Source organism: Streptomyces flavofungini (genome assembly GCF_014650815.1).
Taxonomy (GTDB): domain Bacteria; phylum Actinomycetota; class Actinomycetes; order Streptomycetales; family Streptomycetaceae; genus Streptomyces; species Streptomyces flavofungini.
Genome location: NZ_BMVR01000003.1, coordinates 498,406 through 516,008, shown reverse-complemented (window position 1 = coordinate 516,008; position 17,603 = coordinate 498,406). Strand labels below are relative to the sequence as shown.

Annotated in this window: 2 protein-coding genes (both only partly in view); both read right to left on the bottom strand. The window is 74.8% G+C overall.

Features of this window, described 5'->3' with window-relative positions; all coding sequences use genetic code 11:
* On the bottom strand, positions 1-1,989 hold the start of the coding sequence (locus IE274_RS39360; RefSeq protein ID WP_198897931.1) for an SDR family NAD(P)-dependent oxidoreductase. Its footprint begins 12,270 nt before the window's first position; 1,989 of the gene's 14,259 nt are visible here — the first part of the coding sequence; the start codon lies at positions 1,987-1,989; the stop codon falls past the left edge of the window.
* Positions 1,989-17,603, bottom strand: partial view of a non-ribosomal peptide synthetase gene (locus IE274_RS09400; RefSeq protein WP_190115152.1) — the 3' portion only. Its footprint extends 6,954 nt past the window's final position; the window shows 15,615 of its 22,569 coding nt (coding positions 6,955-22,569); the start codon falls outside the window, past its right edge — the gene reads right to left on this strand; it ends in the stop codon at positions 1,989-1,991. The genes IE274_RS39360 and IE274_RS09400 overlap by 1 nt, the downstream gene beginning before the upstream one ends.

Sequence of the window (17,603 nt, the reverse complement as noted above, 5' to 3'; positions counted from 1 at the left end):
GGGGTCGATGCCGAACTTGTCGTACACGTGCTTCTGCAGCCGGGCCTGCGCCTCGGCGCTGGGCGCGGTGATGCCGTTGGACTTCCCGTCCTGGTTCACGCCCCAGCCCTTGATGACGGCGTGCACGCGGTCACCGTCCGCCCGGGCGTCGGCGAGCCGCTTCAGGAGCAGGACGCCGACGCCCTCGGCCGGTACGAATCCGTTGGCACGCTCGTCGAAGGCGTAGCAGCGCCCGTCCGGCGACAGGGCGCCCAGCTGGCTCATCGCCACGTGCACGCCGGGTCCGGGGATGACCCAGACGCCGCCCGCGAGCGCGGTGTCGCTGTCGCCGAGGCAGAGGCTGTCGCAGGCCTGCGCGAGGGCGACGAGGGACGACGAGCAGGAGGTGTCGATGGAGAGGCAGGGGCCCTTGAGGTTCAGGGTGTAGGAGATGCGGCTGGCGAGGATGGCGCTGCTGGTGCCGAGGTTCTGGTGCGCGCTCAGCCCGGTCGCGTCGACGTTGCCGCCGTACCCGTTCACGGAGCAGCCGATGAAGACGCCGCACCGCGTGCCGGAGAGGTCGTCGGGGTCGTACCCGGCCTCCTCGACGCACCGCCAGCTCTCCTGCAGCAGGACGCGCTGCTGCGGGTCCATGTGCTCGGCCTCGCCGGGCGAGATGGAGAAGAACAGCGGGTCGAAGCGGTCGGCGTCCTCCAGGACTCCCATCCACTTGCTGGCGGACTTTCCGGGTACGCCGGGCCGCTCGTCGTAGTACGTCTGCACGGGCCAGCGGGAGGGCGGCACCTCGGACACGCAGTCCCGGCCGTCCAGGATGTTCCGCCAGAACGCGTCCAGGTTCGCGGCCTTGGGGAACGCGCCGGACATGCCGATGACGGCGATGTCGACGAGGCCGGGCGTGCGGGCGGGGGCGCCGGGCGGGGTGGGCTGTGGTGTCTGCCCGGCGGCGGGCTCGGGGGCGGGCTCGGGGGCGGGCTCGGGGTCAGCCTCGGGCTCGGGCTCGGCCGCGACGGCGGGCCGGGGCGCCGGCTCCGCCTCTGCGGCGGGCGCGGGCTGCGCCGCGGTCCCCGTGTCCGGGGCCACCGTGCCGTGCTCCGCCGCCAGGTACCGCGCCAGGTCGCTGATCGTCGGGTGGCCGTACACCGTCGTCGCGGACAGCGAGAGCCGCAGTCGGGTGTTCAGGTTGCGGGTCCAGGTGACGCCGGAGATCGAGTCGAGGCCGAGCTCGACGAACGGGGCGTCGTCGTCGAGTTCGGACGCGTCGAGCTCCAGCTCCTTGGCGAGGCTGGCGCGCAGCCAGGCGGCGAGGGCGTCCTCCGCTCCGGGCGAGGGCTCCGGCTCGGGGTGCGCCTCGGCGGCGGGCTCGGGCACCGGCTCGGCGGCGGGCTCTGCCGCGGGCACTTCGGCGGGCTCTGCCGCGGCCGCGGCCGGTGCCGTCCCGCCCAGCAGCTCCGCGAGACGCCCCGCGAGTTCGTCGACCGTGGGATGGCTGTAGACCTGGGTGGCGGACAGCGACAGCTGGAAGTGCGTGTTCAGCTTCCGGGTCCAGGTGACCCCGGTGATCGAGTCGAGGCCGAGCTCCACGAACGGCGCGTCGTCGTCGATGTCGGCCGCCACCAGCTCCAGCTCCGCCGCGAGGCTCTCGCGGAGGTACGCGGCGATGGCCGGGTGCCCCGGCGCGGACGCGTCGCGGGCGGCCGCGGACCCAGTGGGTGTGGCACTCATCTGTTCTCCCATGGCGCCCTCGAACAGGGCGGACAACGAACGGAACGTGGGGTGACCGCAGACCTGGGCCACCGTGAGGGAAAGCCCGAGGGTTCGGTTGACCCGGTGCAGCCACTGGGCGCAGCTGAACGAATCGAGACCCAGCTCGACGAGGGACGTGTCGTCACGGCTCGGAGCCACGTCGGTTCCGAGGACGCCGGCCAGGGTGTCGCGCAGGAACCGATGCAGGTCGCTTTTCGCGTGGATCTTAGTACGTGAACCAGCCATCAGAAACCAGCCCCTGCCCCCGCGACGGTGCCGTCGCCACCGCCCTGACCTGCGACGGGAGCGATCCGCTCCAGGTGCCGCCGCAGCGCCGCGTTGAACACGTCGGGGGCTTCGAGCATCACGAAGTGCCCGACGTCGTCGACCAGCTCCACCTCGACGCCGTAGCGGCGCGCGGCGGTCAGGTTCGTCGGCATCCAGGACGTCGAGTTGATCAGCACCAGCGGTACGTCGAAGTGCTTGGGCAGGTCCTGGAGGTACGTCAGCATCTCGCGGAACGCGCCCGAGACGACGTCGGCGCCGGTCGCCTCGCGCGTACGGGCGACCAGGTCGACGAGGTCGTCCGGCGCCCCGTCCAGGAACAGCTCGCGGGGCTCGACGGGCTGGTCGGTGAAGGTCCGCACGAACCGGTCGAGCTGCGCGGCGTCCAGCGCCTTGGGCTCGAAGTTGTGCAGCGTGTCCACGCCGACCAGGCCGCGTACCCGCCCGCCCAGGAGCCGTTCGGCGGCCAGCATCACGGGCCCCCCGAGGGAGTGGCCGACGAGGATCACGTCGTCGAGCCCGGCGTGCTCCACGACGGCCGCGACGTCCTCGGCGAAGGCCTCGACGGTCCACCGCCGCCGGTTCCCGCCCGACCCGCCGTGCCCGGCGAGGTCGAGGGCGACCACGGTGTGGCGGCGCGCGAAGTGCGCCAGCTGCCGGTCCCAGTACGAGGCGTCGCAGCCGAGGCCGTGGACGAGGACCAGGGCGGTCGGCCCGCTGCCGCGCAGGCGGTAGCGGATGCGGCTGCCGTCCGCGGAGACGGCCGTGGTCGCGGAGTCGGTGGCGGGCACGGACTCGGGCGCGGACCCGGCGGTGGGCGCGGCGGCGGCCGCGGCCGGCGGCTTGCGGGCGATGACGCCCACGTGCTCCATGTCGGGAGCGGGCGCCCCGTACGACTCCCGGTCCACGCCCACGGCGCCGAAGAACCCGGCCCGTTCCACGACGAACCCCGCGGCCTCGCACTCCCGGCGGAACACGTCGGGGTCGATGGCGTTGATCCGCGGCGGGCCGCCGATCACATGGGCTTCCTCGAAGTGCGCGGCGACGTCGTCGATGTAGCCGGGCCACGGGTCTCCGGCGCGCTTGCGGGCTTCGTAGTCGGCGGCCTTGGACGCCCAGTAGCCGAAGTACGGCGAGTCCGAGCTGAGGAAGACCTTCCCGCCCGGCACCAGCCAGTCGTACATCTTGCGCAGGGTGACCCCCACGTCGTCGGGCGTGAGGAAGTGCATCACGCGGCTGGCGTGCACGGCCGTGAACCGTCCGGCCTCGAAGTCGACGTCGGGCAGCATGCCCCGGCGCAGCGAGAGCCGTTCGCGGGCCTCGTCGTTGACGCGCTGTTCGAGGATGTCGAGGTGCTTCTGCTCCATGTCGAGCGCCACGACCCGCGCCCCCCGCTCCAGCGCGGCGATGCTCGCCACGCCGTAGGCGCAGCCCAGGTCGAGGACTTCGCCGTCGCCCTCCCCGGCGTACTCGGCGAACTCCTCGGAGTACGGGATCAGCCGCTCCACCATCACCCCGGTGCGGTTCAGGGTCGCGACCATGCCGCCGAAGTCGAGGGAGGCCGCCGCCTTGAGGTCCTCCAGGACGTCGTGGTCACGCGTGACGGGGCGGGCCGCCGTCTCCGGGGCCGCGAGCGGTGCCAGGGCGACGCGCGGCCGCCCGGGGACGGGCGGGGTGTCGGAGGTGTCGAGCCGGTGCGGTACGTCCGCGAGGTCCCGCAGGACGACGGGCTTGCGCGGCACGGGGGTGGCCTCGGCGGCCGGGGCAGCGATGGGTTGCCGCTCCGGCTGCTCGGCGGCCGGGGCCGGGGGCGGGGTCGCGGCCGGGGTCGCGGCTGGGGTCGCCACCCAGTACCGGTTCCGCGCGAACGGGTACGCGGGCAGCCGCAGCCGCGCCACGCGCTGTCCGTCGGCCCGCGCGACCGGGCTCGGGACGGTGTGCCCCGCCACGTAACCGCGGGCCAGCTCCACGAGGGCCGCCCGCCGCGCCGCCGGGGCGAGCGCGGTGTCCCGGGCGCTGTCGGCGGACGCCGTCACGCGGGCCTGCTCCTGCGCCGTCGCGGTGAAGCCGCGGGGCACGACACCCTCGAAGCAGGCGTCGGAGCGGGTGCTGCGGGCGCGGCGCCATGCGGTCCAGAGCGCGGTGGCCTCGTCGAGGGAGCCCACGACGAGGGCGCAGCGGTGCCGGAAGTGGTGGCGTCCGGTGACGAGCGTGGCGCTGAGCCGGGGCAGGTCTGCGTCCGTCAGGGAGCCGCTCGCGATCCGGTCGAGCAGACCGTCGACGACCGCTTCCAGCGCGGTCCCGGTCTTGGCGGACACCGGCAGCAGGTAGGCGGGCTGCGCGGGGGCGGGCGCCGGGCTCGGGCCGGTGTACTCCCGTACGACGACGTGGGCGTTGGTGCCGCTCATGCCGAACGCGCTGACCGCGCCCGTCCGGTGCCCGTGCCGGGGTGCGGGCCACTCCTTCGTGACCTTGTTGACGTAGAAGGGACTGTCGTCCCAGTCGATGTACTCGTTGTCGCGCTCGCAGTGCAGGCTCGGCGGGATGGTGCGGTGGCGCAGCGCCTCGGACAGGCAGATCAGGCCGACCAGGCCGGAGGCGGCGAAGGTGTGGCCGATGTTGGGCTTGGTCGAGGTGAGGGCGCAGAACCCGCGCTCGTCGGTGTGCCGGGCGAAGGCCGCGCGCAGCGCGTTGACCTCGACGGGGTCGCCGAGCTTGGTGCCGGTGCCGTGGGTCACGACGTAGCCGACGTCGGCCGGGTCGATGCCGCCGCGCTCGTGGACGGACTCCAGGAGAGCGCGCTGGGCGTCGCCCGAGGGCGCGGTGATGCCGTTGGTCCTGCCGTCGTAGTTGAGGCCGCTGGCCGTGATCACGCTGTGGACGGGGTCACCGTCGGCCGCCGCCGCCGCGAGCGGGCGCAGCACCAGGGCCGTCACCGCCTCGCCGGGCACCATGCCGTCGGCGTCCTGGTCGAACGTGGCGCACCGGCCGGTGGCGGACAGCATCCCGGCGTCGCTCATGGCGGCGAGGGACTGCGGGGTGAGGACGAAGTTCGCCGCCGCGACGACGGCGATGTCGCACTCCCCCGCGCGCAGGCTCGCGCACGCCTGGTGCAGGGCCACCAGGCCCGACGAGCAGGACGTGTTGACCGCGAGGACGGGGCCCTTGAGGTCGAGGAAGTACGACAGGCGCGCGGCGAGCACGCCGTCGTGGTTCGACGTGACGTTTCCGCCCGCCCCGTCGAGGAGCTGGTAGTCGCCCTGCTCCACGCCGACGAACACGCCGACGCGTCGGCCCTGAAGCTCCTGGGCGCCGAGGGCGGCGTCCTCCAGCGCCTTCCAGCACTCCTGGAGGAGGTGGCGCTGGCGCGGGTCGAGGGCGCGCGCCTCCTTGGGCGCGATCTCGAAGAAGGCGGCGTCGAACTCGTCCGCCCAGTCAATGCCGCCCAGCCACCGGTAGCGTCCGGCCTCGTCGCCGTCCGCCGGTGCCGTGGCCGCGCCGAAGCGCGTGGGCGGCAGTTCACGGACGAGGTCCTTGCCGTCGGTGAGCGCGCTCCAGAAGGCGTCCACGTCACGGCAGCCGGGGAAGATGCCGCTCATGCCGATGATGGCGACGGGGGCGTCGGCACCGGGGGCGGTCGGGGCGAGCTCGGCCGTCGGAGCGGGCTCGGCCGTCGGTTGCGGCACGGGTTCGGCGGCCGGAGCCGGGGCGCGCTCGGCGCCCCGCTCCCCCGCCGCAGTGCGTCCGCCCGCACCCGTGTCCGGCACCGGCACGGCCGCGTCGGCCACGAGGTGGTCGATCAGGCGGCGTACGGACGGGTGGTCGTACAGGACGGTGGGCTGGAGCGGGGTGCCGAGGCGTTCGGCGAGCCGGTGCGCGAGCTGGGTGAGGCGGATGGAGTCCAGGCCCAGGTCGTGGAAGCCGCTGTCGTCGTCGAGCTGGTCCACGGGGGACTTCAGGACGTGGGCGACGATGTCGCGTACGACCTCGGCGAGGGCGGCACGACGCCGGTCGTGCGTGCCGGACGGCTCCGCCGCGGCGGGCACCCCCTGGGTGGCGGGTACCCCGTGTGACGCGGCGAACTCCTGGGCGGCAGCCGGTCCTTGACGGAGCGTCACTCGCGTGACGGCGCGTTCGGCCAGGACCCGGGCCCGCTCGGCGGGCGCGTGCAGGACCAGCGGCGCCACCGTGCCGGACCGCGCCGCCAACAGCCGTTCCAGGACGGCGAGGCCGGTGTCGGCAGGCAACGGCCGCTGGCCGCTGCCGTCCAGGTATGCGGCGACGAAGCCGTGGTCCGCCGCGCGCTGGGCGGCGGCGCCCATGCCGCCGTCCTCCCACAGCGGCCAGGCCACGGCCAGCGGGCGGGCGCCCGCGCCGCGCTCGGCGAGGGCACGCGCATACGCCGTCTGGAAGCGGTTGGCGACGGCGTAGTCGCAGCTCCCGAAGTCGCCGAGGGCCGCGGAGCTGGACGAGAAGAGGCAGACGAACCCGTCGGGCCGGACGGCTCGGGCGCGGGCCAGGGCCCGTTCGAGCACGAGCGTCCCTTCGACCTTGGCGGCGAGGACCTGGCGCGCCGCCGTACGCGTCGCGTCCGTCACGGCCAGTCGCTGTGCCGTGCCCGCGGCGTGCACGACGCCGTCGAACGCGCGCAGCCCGGACGGCAGGTCGCCCAGAACGGCGACGAGGGCGTCCTCGTCGGTGATGTCGGCGCGGCGGCAGAACACGTCGCCGCCGTGCTCACCGAGGGCAGCGGCCCAGGCCTCGTCGGCCGCGGTCAGCGGGGAGCGGCCGAGCAGGACGAGACGGGCGCGATACGAGCGGGCCAGATGCTCCGCGACGCGACGGCCGAGTCCGCCGAAGGCGCCGGTGATCAGGTACGTGCCGCCCGCACGCAGGCCGTCCGGCCCGTCCGTGGCGGGGCCCGGCGCGGGCACGCCCGTCACCTGGCAGACATGCCGCTCGCCGTTCCGGTACAGGGCGGAGACCTTGTGCTCCTGGTGCTGCTCGGTCAGGAGCAGCTCCGCCCAGCGGCTCGCGGGCGCGGCGCCCTCGTGCAGCACGATGCGCAGGGCGGTGCCGGGCAGCGGTCCGGCCAGGGACCGCTCGTAGCCGATCAGAGCGTCGAGAACAGCCTCACCCACCGCGCCGTCGGCCTCGCCCGCCTCCTCGAAGTGCCCGCCGACGAGCACGTCGGGGACGGCGTGTCCGGTGGCGGCCACGGCCCGCACCAGCTCGCCGACGTCGGCGAGTTCCCGCAGCGGCGGCGTGCCGCCCGCGTGCTCGGTGGGCCACAGGTAGTGCACGGCGTCCAGCGGTCCGTGGGCGTCGGCGACGGCGGCGAGCACCCGCGACCAGGGGTGCTCGTCGTCCGGGTCGAGCCGGTACACCGTGGGGTCGGCCGCGTCGTCCCGCGCCGCGGCATCGGCCTTGGCGACGAACACCAGGCGTGTGCCCGGCGCCTGCCGCGACATCGAGGCGCGATACGCCTCTTGGGCCGCGCGGTCCGACAGGAAGGCCACGACCAGGCGCGGCGCGACGGCGGAGCCGTCCGCCACCGCTTCCGCCGCCCGTGCCACCCAGCGCTCCTCGAAGTACCGCGGGGCGACGGCCTCTTCGGCCGCACCGGGCCCGGCGGCCGGACGCTCCGCCCGCAGCCAGAAGTGCTCCTCGGCGAACGGGTACGCGGGCAGGCTGACCCGACGCGGCCGGGCCCCGTCCGCGTACAGCTCACGCCACGCGACGGACTCCCCCGCCTCCCACAGCCGGGCCACCTTGTCGAGCCTGCGCCCGGCGAGCCACTGCTGGACGAGGGCGCGCCGGTCCGCGTCGTCGAGGACGTCGGAGAGGGCACTCGCGGCACCGGAGGCAGCCGCCGCGGCCGCTCCGGGGTGATCCTCGCGCACCGCGAAGTCATCGAGCGCGGCCACGAGTTCGGCCACGGTCTCCACGACGAACGCCACCCGGCACGCCATGGCGGTGCGGCCCACCTGGAAGGTGAACGCGACGTCGGCGAGGCGGGGCGCGTCCGTGTCGTGCCGCTGGTCGGTGAGGTGCCGGGCCAGCGCGCGGGCGTAGCGGCGCAGGGACTCGGGGGTCCGGGCCGACAGGGGTACGAGGTGCGGTCCCGTGTGGTCCGTGGTGCGGCCGGGCCGGGGCGGGGCCTCTTCCAGGACGGCGTGGACGTTCGTGCCGCCGATGCCGAAGGAGCTGACGGCGGCACGCAGCGGGACGGCCGATTCGGGCAGTGGGGTGAGTCGGTCCACCACGTAGAAGGGCGAGTTGGCGAAGTCGATCTGCGGGTTGGGCGCGTCGTGGTTGATGGTCGGCGGCACCGTGCGGTGGCCGAGGACGAGGGCGGACTTGACGAGGCCCGCGAGGCCCGCGGCGGCGTCGAGGTGGCCGACGTTCGCCTTCACCGAGCCGATGCCGCAGAAGCCGGTGGCGTCGGTGTGCCGCCGGTAGGCGGCGGAGACGGCGTTCACCTCGACGGGGTCGCCGATCACGGTGCCGGTGCCGTGGGCCTCCAGGTACCGCACGGACTCGGCGCGGACACCGGCCCGGTCAAACACGGAGGCGACGAGCTCGCTCTGCCCCGCGAGGCTCGGCGCGTAGTAACCCGCCTTGCGCGCGCCGTCGTTGTTCATGCCCACGCCCCGCACGAGCGCGTGGATGTGGTCGCCGTCGCGGACGGCGGCGCGGGCGTCCTTGAGCAGGACGACGACGGCGCCCTCGCCGCCGATCATCCCGGCGGCGTCCGCCGCGAACGGCTTGCAGTGCCCGTCCGGCGACAGCGTCATGCCCTCCTCGTAGAGGTAGCCGACGGTCTCCTCGCCGTACATCGCGCAGCCGCCGACGAGGGCGTGCGTGGTCTGGCCCGCCTGGATGCCCTGGCAGGCCAGGGCGAGTCCGGCGAGGGACGACGAGCAGTTGCTGTGCACGAACAGGCTCGGGCCGCGCAGGCCGAGCCGGTGCGACACGGTCGTGGGCGCGGTGCCGGGCTGGGCCTGGAGGAAGCCGACCAGGGCCTCGGAGTCGCGGCGGACGCCGGGGCCGGTGACGGGCGCCTGGTACAGGGCGTTGGCGGTGGACATGTACACCGCCGCGTCGGCGATGTCCGTCGGCAGGTACGCGGCGTCCTCGACGGCCTTCCACGCGTGCTGGAGGAGCTGGCGCGCCTGCGGGTCCATCAGTTCGGCGTCGCGCGCCGAGACCTGGAAGAAGGCGGCGTCGAAGTGCCCCTTGCCGCGCATGCTCGCGCGCACCGGTACGTGCGCCGGGTCCTGGACGAGCCGTTCGTCGACGCCGAGGCGGCGCAGCTCGTCCGGCGGGCACAGCTCCACGCTCTCGGTGCCCTCGACGAGGTTGCGCCAGAACGCGCGGTGGTCGTCGGCGCCGGGGAGGCCGACGGAGATGCCGATGATGGCGACGCTGCCGTCGAGGTGGGCGGGGGCTTCGGGGCTTTCCACCGTGCCGGGGGTGTGCACTTCGGTGCGGGGGGTGCGCACTTCGGTACGCGGGGTGCGCTCGGTCGAAGCCGAAGCCGAGGCCGACGCCCGCGCGGGCACCGGCGCCGACACCGGTGCTGCGGGGCGGGCCTCGTCGTGCGGCGCCCGCTCCGGGCTCAACACCGCGCGCAGCCGCGCGGCCGTGCCCCCCGCGTCGACGCAGCCGAAGACGTCCGCCGAGGTGAAGGGGACGCCGAAGCGCGCGGCGATGCGGTCGGCGAGCACCACGGCGAGGACGGAGTTGCCGCCCGCGTCCAGGAAGGCGTCCGTGGGCCGGAGCCCGGCGACGCCGAGCACCTCGCACCACAGGTCGAGCACGTCGGCGTCCCGCACGGTCCCCGTGGCGCCGGTCGGGGTGTCGCGCACGGCGCCGGTGCTGCCGGTGGTGCCGGTCGGGGTGTCGGGCGCGGCGTCGGGGCGGGCGGCGGTGGCGGACGCCGTGGCGGGCAGGGTGACGGGGCGCCGCGCCAGGACGAGCCGGTCCACCTTGCCGTTGGGGGTCTGCGGCAGCCGGTCGATCGGCAGGACGAACGCGGGGACCATGTACGCGGGCAGGTCCCGGCCCAGGTGCGCGGTCAGTTCGCGTACGGAAGCGTCCGTGCCGGTGCCCGTGGCGGTCCAGTAGGCGACGAGCTGGGTGGTGCCCGTGGCGGGCTCGGTCCTGGTGACGACGGCGCACTCGCGGACGGCGGGGTGCCGGGTCAGGACGTGCTCGATCTCGCCCGGTTCGACGCGGAAGCCGCGCACCTTCACCTGGGAGTCGATGCGGCCCAGGCATTCGATGGCGCCGTCGGCGAGGCGGCGCGCCAGGTCACCCGTGCGGTACAGCCTGGCGCCGGGCGTGAAGGGGTCGGCGGGGAACCGCTCGGCGGTGAGTCCGGGCTTGTTGAGGTAGCCGAGGGCGAGCCCGTCGCCCGCGACGCACAGTTCGCCGGGGACGCCGATCGGCGCGGTCCTGCCCCGCTCGTCGATGATGTGGATCCGGGTGTTGTCGATGGGGCGGCCGACGGTGACGCGGCGGCCCGCCTCGACGCGGTCGACGGTGGACCACACGGTGGTCTCGGTGGGCCCGAACAGGTTCCAGACCTCGCCGCCCAGGGCCGTGAGGCGCTCCTTGAGGGCCTCGGACATGGCCTCGCCGCCGCACAGCACGCGCAGGCCCTCCGCGTTGGTCCAGCCCGAGTGCAGCAGCATCGTCCAGGTCGCGGGGGTCGCCTGCAGCACGGTCGGCCGCACCCGCGCGACGAGGGCGGCGAGCCGGTCGCCGGAGCGCACGGTGGCCGGGTCGGCGAGGTGGCACTCGGCGCCGGTGATCAGCGGCAGGTAGAGCTCGAGGGCGGCGATGTCGAAGCTGTGCGTCGTGACCGCGAGGAGACGGTCGCCCGCGTCCAGACCGGGCTGCTTCGCCATGGCGCACAGGAAGTTGGTGAGCGCGCGGTGCGGCACCACGACGCCCTTGGGCCGACCCGTGCTGCCGGAGGTGTAGATGACGTACGCGGGGTCCTCACCACCGGACGTGACCTCGCCCGCGGCCTCCCACGCCCCCTCCGCCGGGGCATCGGCGTCCGGTGCGTCGAGCGCGAGCACCCGCTGCCCCGCCGCGTCCGGATCACCGAGACGGTCGCGCAGCGCGGAGGTGCTGAGGACCAGCGCGGGCGCCGCGTCGTCGAGGATGTGGGCGATCCGGTCCCGCGGGTAGTCCGGGTCGAGCGGAATGTAGGCGCCGCCCGCGCTCAGCGTGGCGAGGAGCGCGACGACCAGGTCGACGGAGCGCTCCAGGTGCACCGCGACCAGGCTGCCGGGGCCGACGCCGAGGCGGCGCAGCCGTGCGGCGAGGCGGCGCGTGCGCGCGGCCAGGTCCGCGTAGGTGACCGACCCGGTGCCCGCGACGAGCGCGACGGCGTCCGGTGTGCGCGCGGCCTGCTCGGCGAACAGCTCGTCGACGCGGAGCCGCGGCTGGGTCACGGCGGTGTCGTTCCACTCCGCGGTGAGGGTGTGCAGCTCCTGCGGCGACAGCGGCGAGCAGTCGTCGAGCCGCTGGTGGGGGTCGGCGGCCGGGGCCGACTCCAGGAGGTGGACGTACTGCCGCAGCAGCCGGTCCACGGTCGCGGCGTCGTACAGGGCCGGGTCGTACTTCCCCTTGATCGTGAAGGCGGCCTCGTCGCCGTGCGGCGCGATGACCTCCAGGACGAGGTCGTACTCGCCCTCCTGGTGGATGCCCTCGACGTAGCGGACGCCCGGGGCGGCCGCGGTGACGTCCTCCAGCCAGTCCTGGTACATGAAGGCGTGCCGGAACACCGGCGCGGAGCCGTCCGCCCCGCCCAGGCCGAGCTCGCGGACCAGCGGGCCGAACGGGTAGGTGTGCGCGAGGGCGTCGAGCAGCGTCCCCTGGACGTCCGCGCACAGGTCGGCGAACGTCCGGTCGCCGGACAGCCTGCTCCTGACCGGCACCATGGTGACGAAGTGGCCGACGGTGGCGTCGAAGCGGCGGCCGGGGCGGGTGCTGACCGGCATGCCGACGACCAGGTCGTCCTGCTGGGTGTACTGCCGCAGCAGGACCTTGTGCGCGGCCAGGAACACGGCGGACGGGTAGACGCCGCGCGCACGGGCGAAGCGGGTGATCCGCGCGCCGACGTCCACCGGCAGTCGCGTGACCTCGGTGGCGCCGTGCCGTCCCCGGTCGGGGGCCGAGCGCGGCCGGTCGGTGCGGAAGGCCGCGGCGGGCGGCAGGTCGGCGAGCCGCTCGCGCCAGTGGGCGAGCCGTGCGGTGCCCTCGGCACCGGACAGGAGGCCGGTCTCGTCGGCGACGAACTCCGCGAAGTCGGCAGCCGGGGGCGGCCCTTCGGGCAGGGTTCCGCCCTCGACGAGGCTCCGGTAGCCGGACAGCAGGTCCTTGACGAGGACGACGGCGGAGGCTCCGTCGAGGACGAGGTGGTGGGCGTTCAGGAGGATCCACGCGTCGCCGTCGGGCGTGTGGAAGACGCTGAGCCTGCACAGCGGGCCCCGGTCCAGGTCGAACGGCTCCCTGGCGTGCTCACGCACCTGCGCGCGCACCGCGTCGGGGTCCGGCGCGGACAGCCGGTGCTCGGCGAACGCGGGCCGCGCGGCAGCGGGGCGGGCGAACACGAGCCGGTCGCCGTCACGTCGGACGACCGCCGCGAGCAGCGGGTGCCGGGTGCGGACGCCCTCGAAGGCGGCCCGCAGCGCGTGCGGGTCGAGCCCGGACACGCGGAAGCACAGCGGCACGTTGTACACGCTCGTGTCGGGAGCGGACTTCTGCAGGCTCCACAGGCCCCGCTGCCCCTCGGACAACGGATGCGGCTCGAACTCCCCGTCCGGGCGCGGCAGTTCGCTGCGGGGCGGGTTCGGCACGCGGACGCCGTCGAGGTGGGCGGCCAGGGCGGCCACGGTCCGGTACTCGAAGAGCGCGGCCGAGCCGAAGTCGGCGTCGAGCTCCGCCCGCACCCGTCGGGCGAGGCGCACCAGGCCCATCGAGGACAGGCCGAGCGCGGGGAACTCCTGATCGGTGGCGATCTCGTGAGGCGCGTGGCCCAGCTCGTCGGCGAGCACGGCCCGCAGCCAGCCGCGCACACCGTCGGCGCCGTCAGCGCCGACGCCCTCGGTCTCGCCGGTGTCACCAACGCCCACGCCGTCCGGGCCGCCCGCGCCGCCCGCGCCATCTGTGGGCAGCGCCTTCGCCACGCCGCCGTACCAGTGGTCCTTCCTCGCGAACGGGTACGTCGGCAGGCTGACGCGGCGCGCCGGGCGCCCGGCGCCCTGCTCGTCCCACGGCACGCTCTCCCCGGCCAGCCAGCGCAGGGCGACCGCGTGCGGGTCCCCGGCCGGGCGGCCCGCCACGGGAGCCACGGCGGCAGCGCCCTCGGCGTCGGCGCGCTCGGTGAGGTCGGCGTACCGACCGGGCTCCGCGGTGCCCTGCGCACTGAACTCCGCGAGAGCGGTGGCGAGTTCGGTGGTGGAGCGGACGACGAGCGCGAGGCGTACGGGCAGTTCGTCGCGGCCGGTCGCGAGGGTGTACGCGAGGTCGCGCAGCGCCAGCGGGCGCCGCCCGCGTTCCGCGTCGCTCAGGTGGGCCGCCAACCGACCGGCCGCCGTCCGCAGTTGAGCGGGCGTGTGCGCGGAGAGCGGCACCAGGCAGGCCTCGCCGCCCGCCGTGCCGCCGGGGCGTGCCTCGTCGTCCATGTATTCCTCGATGATCAGGTGGGCGTTCGAGCCGCCCGCGCCGAAGCAGGAGATGCCGGCGCGCCGTGGCAGCGGGCGCCCGTCGGCGTCGGCCGGGGTCCAGGGGGCGAGTTCCCGCTGGACGAAGAACGGCGACTGCTTGAAGACGATGCCGGTGTTCAGGTCCTCGGCGTTGATGGAGGGCGCGAGGGCGCCGTGGCGCAGCTGCATCAGGACCTTGGTGAGCCCCGCGATGCCGGAGGCGCTCTCGCTGTGGCCGAGGTTGGACTTCAGGGAGCCGACCGCGCAGTACTGCCCGGGGCGGGCACCGGCGAAGGCACGGCTGAGCGCGGAGATCTCCAGGGAGTCCCCGAGCGGCGTCGCCGTGCCGTGGGCCTCCACATAGCTGAGGGTGTCGGGGGTGACGCCGGCCCGGTCCAGGGCGCGGGCGACGACGTCGCGCTGCGCGTCGAGGCTGGGCATGCTGTAACGGCTGGTGCGGCCACCGGAGTTGACGGCACTGCCCTTGATCACGCCGTAGATGTGGTCGCCCGCCGCGACCGCGTCGGCCAGCGGCCGCAGGACGACGGCGCCGACGCCCTCCGCCGCGAGGAACCCGTCCGCGTGCTCGGAGAAGGGACGGCACCGCTCGCCGGACGACAGCAGCCCGTGCTCCTCCAGGACGTCGAAGTGGTCGGTGCCGAGGAGCAGGTTGACGCCGCCCGCCACCGCGCAGTCGCTGTCCCCGGAGAGCAGGCTCTGCGCGGCCAGGTGCACGGCCGTGAGCGACGCGGAGCAGGCCGTGTCGACGGCGACGCTGGGGCCTTGGAAGTCGAAGAGGTACGAGGTGCGGTTGGCGATCGACGAGTAGGCGGTGCGGCCGTTGTACGTGGCGTTCATGACGCCGACGAACACGCCCACGCGGCCACGTCCGGCCAGCGCCGCGGGTGTGTAGCCCGCGTCCTGCACCGCCCCGTGCGCCGTCTCGATGAACAGCCGCTCCTGCGGGTCCATGGCCGCCGCCTCGCAAGCGTCGACGCCGAAGTAGTCGGCGTCGAAGGCGGCGACGTCGTCGAGGAAGCCGCCCCAGGGGCGCTCCCGGCCCGTCCAGTCGCACCACTGCCGGTCGGCCGGGTAGGGCGCGGTCGCGCTCTCGCCGCGGGCCAGGTTCTCCCACAGCTCCGTGGGGGTGTCCGCGCCCGGGTAACGCCCGGCGAGACCCACGATGGCGATGTCGCCGGAGCTCCGGGCGGCCCTGTGCTGGTCGCCGGAGCGCTGTTCCGGCCGCCGCGGTGCGGACTCGTGCGCGAACGCCTCCTGCGCGACGGGCGCCACGGGCACGGACCGAGCACCCATGCCCACCACCTCGGCCAGCCGCTCCGGCTGCGTCTGCGTGAAGTGGTCGACCACCTCCCGGACCGTCCGGCGGTCGAAGAACAGCGTGCTGCTGAGGTCCTCGAAGTCCTTGCCGAGCGCGTTGTTGAGCTGGACCACGAGGATCGAGTCGAGGCCGAGGTCGAAGAGGTCGGCGTCCGCGTCGAGCTCCTCGGGGGCGAGCTTCAGCGTGCCGGCGACGAGGCCGGAGACGTACGCGAGGGCGCGCTCGGCGAGGGCCGCGTCGTCGACGTGGTGGTCCCGCGCACCGGCGCCGACGGCCGGGGCGGGTGCCGGACCGTCGAGCCGGAACAGCCTGCGCAGCTCCGCCGCCCGCCGCTCCACGAAGTGGTCGACGAGCTCGTCCAGCGTGCGCAGTTCGAAGAACAGGGTGCTGCCGACGTCCTCGAAGTCCCGGGCCACGGCGCTGTTCATGCCGGACACGAGGATGGAGTCGAGGCCGTAGTCGTGCAGGTCCTTGGCCGGGTCCAGGGGCCCGTCCGGCAGCCGCAGGGCGTCGCGCAGCAGCCGCTCGAAGTAGCCGACGGTGCGCGCGCGCAGTTCGGCGCCGTCGTCCGCGGGGCGCGGTGCCGTGGCGTCCGGCTCCCGGATGTCGTGGACGGCGATCGGGGGCGCGGCGGCCGGGGCCTGGGGACCGGCCGCCGTACGGAACCAGCCGTCGCTCTCGGCGACGATCAGCATCTGGCCGAGGGCGTGGGCGTCGGTGTCCGGCTGGACGCCGGTGCGGAACCCTTCGTCGGCCAGGACCTCGCGCCAGCTCTCGGCGGAGAGCACCGGGCTGCCGGGGATGCGCAGGGCCGCGTCCCGGTACAGCCACCAGCCGTCCAGGAGGCCGAACGTCACGTGGGCGAGGAGGGTGTTGCGGCTCATCTCGTTGAGGAAGAGCAGGCCGCCGGGTCGCAGGGTGGCCTTCACGTTGCGCAGGGTGCGGGCGATGTCGGCGGTGGCGTGCAGGACGTTGGTGGCCACGACGACGTCGAAGCCGCCGAGGTCGACGCCCTGCGGTCCGGGGGCGTGCTCGGCGTTGAAGATGCCGGTGGTCACGTACGGGTGCCGGGGCTTCAGGCGCTCCTCGGCGCGGAACAGGAACGCCTTGGACAGGTCGGTGTAGTGGTACTCGGCGATGCGGTCGCCGAACGGCTCCAGGGCCTCCAGGACCTTGATGCTGGTCGCGCCGGTCCCGGCGCCGACCTCCAGGACGCGCAGGCGGCGCTCCGGTTCGGCCGTGGTCCAGGCGCGTACGGCGTCGGCGAGCACCACGCTGAGCTGATCGTTGAAGTAGTCGGCGACGGGGTCGCCGCGGTAGATGCCCTCGACGCGCGACAGCGAGGAGCCGGGGAAGAGGATCTCGGTGGCCTGCCGGGCGCCGGTGAGGACGTCCGGCAGGGCCTGCAGGCAGGACTCGACGAGGTCGACCTGCGCCCGCTGGTTGGCGTTCGGCTGCCACGCGTCGCGCTCGGCCCGCCACTGCCGCCACAGGGCGGCGGCGTCCAGATCCCGCGCGGCCGGGCCGGACCCGGCCTCGGCGAACAGCCGGTGGCTCTCCGCCAGCCACCGCGCGTACCGCGCCGGGAGCCGGTGCCCCGTGCCGTCCGGCCGCTCGGCGCCCAGCTCACGGAGCGTCACGTACAGCAGATTCAGGGTGAGTTCGCACATGCGCGGGTGCGGCAGGAAGCGGCGCAGGCGCTCCACCTCGCCGTGCGGCGCGCGGTGCGCGGACACGACGGCGTCGCGTACGGAGGGCAGGGCGGACGGGTGGCGGCCCTGGTGCTCGGCCAGGGTGAGCCCGCGCAGCGCCTCGTCGCCGAAGGTGCGCATCAGCGCGACCTGGTCGCGGTCACCGGCGAGGAAGGACTCCAGGGTGCGCAGGGCCTCGTCGGGGTCGAGCGAGTCGACTCCGGCGGCGGCCATCCGCTCGCGGTAGTAGGCGTCGCTGACGACACCGGCCACCCCCCAGTACCCCCAGTTGACGACCTTGGCCAGGGCTCCGCCGCGCTGCCGGAGGGCGTGCGCGAAGGCGTCCTTGAAGGTGCAGCCGGCCGCGTAGTTGGCCTGCCCGGGCGCCCTCACGAAGCTCTCGACCGACGAGAAGAAGAGCAGGAAGTCCAGCGGTTCGGCGCCGAACACGTCGGCGACGCGGACGCAGACGTCGACCTTCGAGGTGAGGGCGGCGCGGAAGCGCTCCTCGTCCATGTGGGCGAGGGTCTTGTCGGCGAGGACGATCGCGGAGTGCACGACGCCGTCGACGCGGGCGTGGTCCTGCTTGATGCGGTGGTACGCGGCCAGGAGGCTCGCGTGGTCGCCCGCGTCGGCCTGGACGTAGGCGGGCGCCGCCGCGCCCGCGGCGCGGGCCCGCGCGGCGAGGTCGGCGAGGCGGTGCTCGACGTCGTCGGCCAGGGGGCGCCGCCCGATCCACACGATCGTCGCCCGGTACCGGTCGACCAGGTACCGGCTCCACAGCTCGCCGATGCCGCCCGCGCCGCCGACGACGACGTA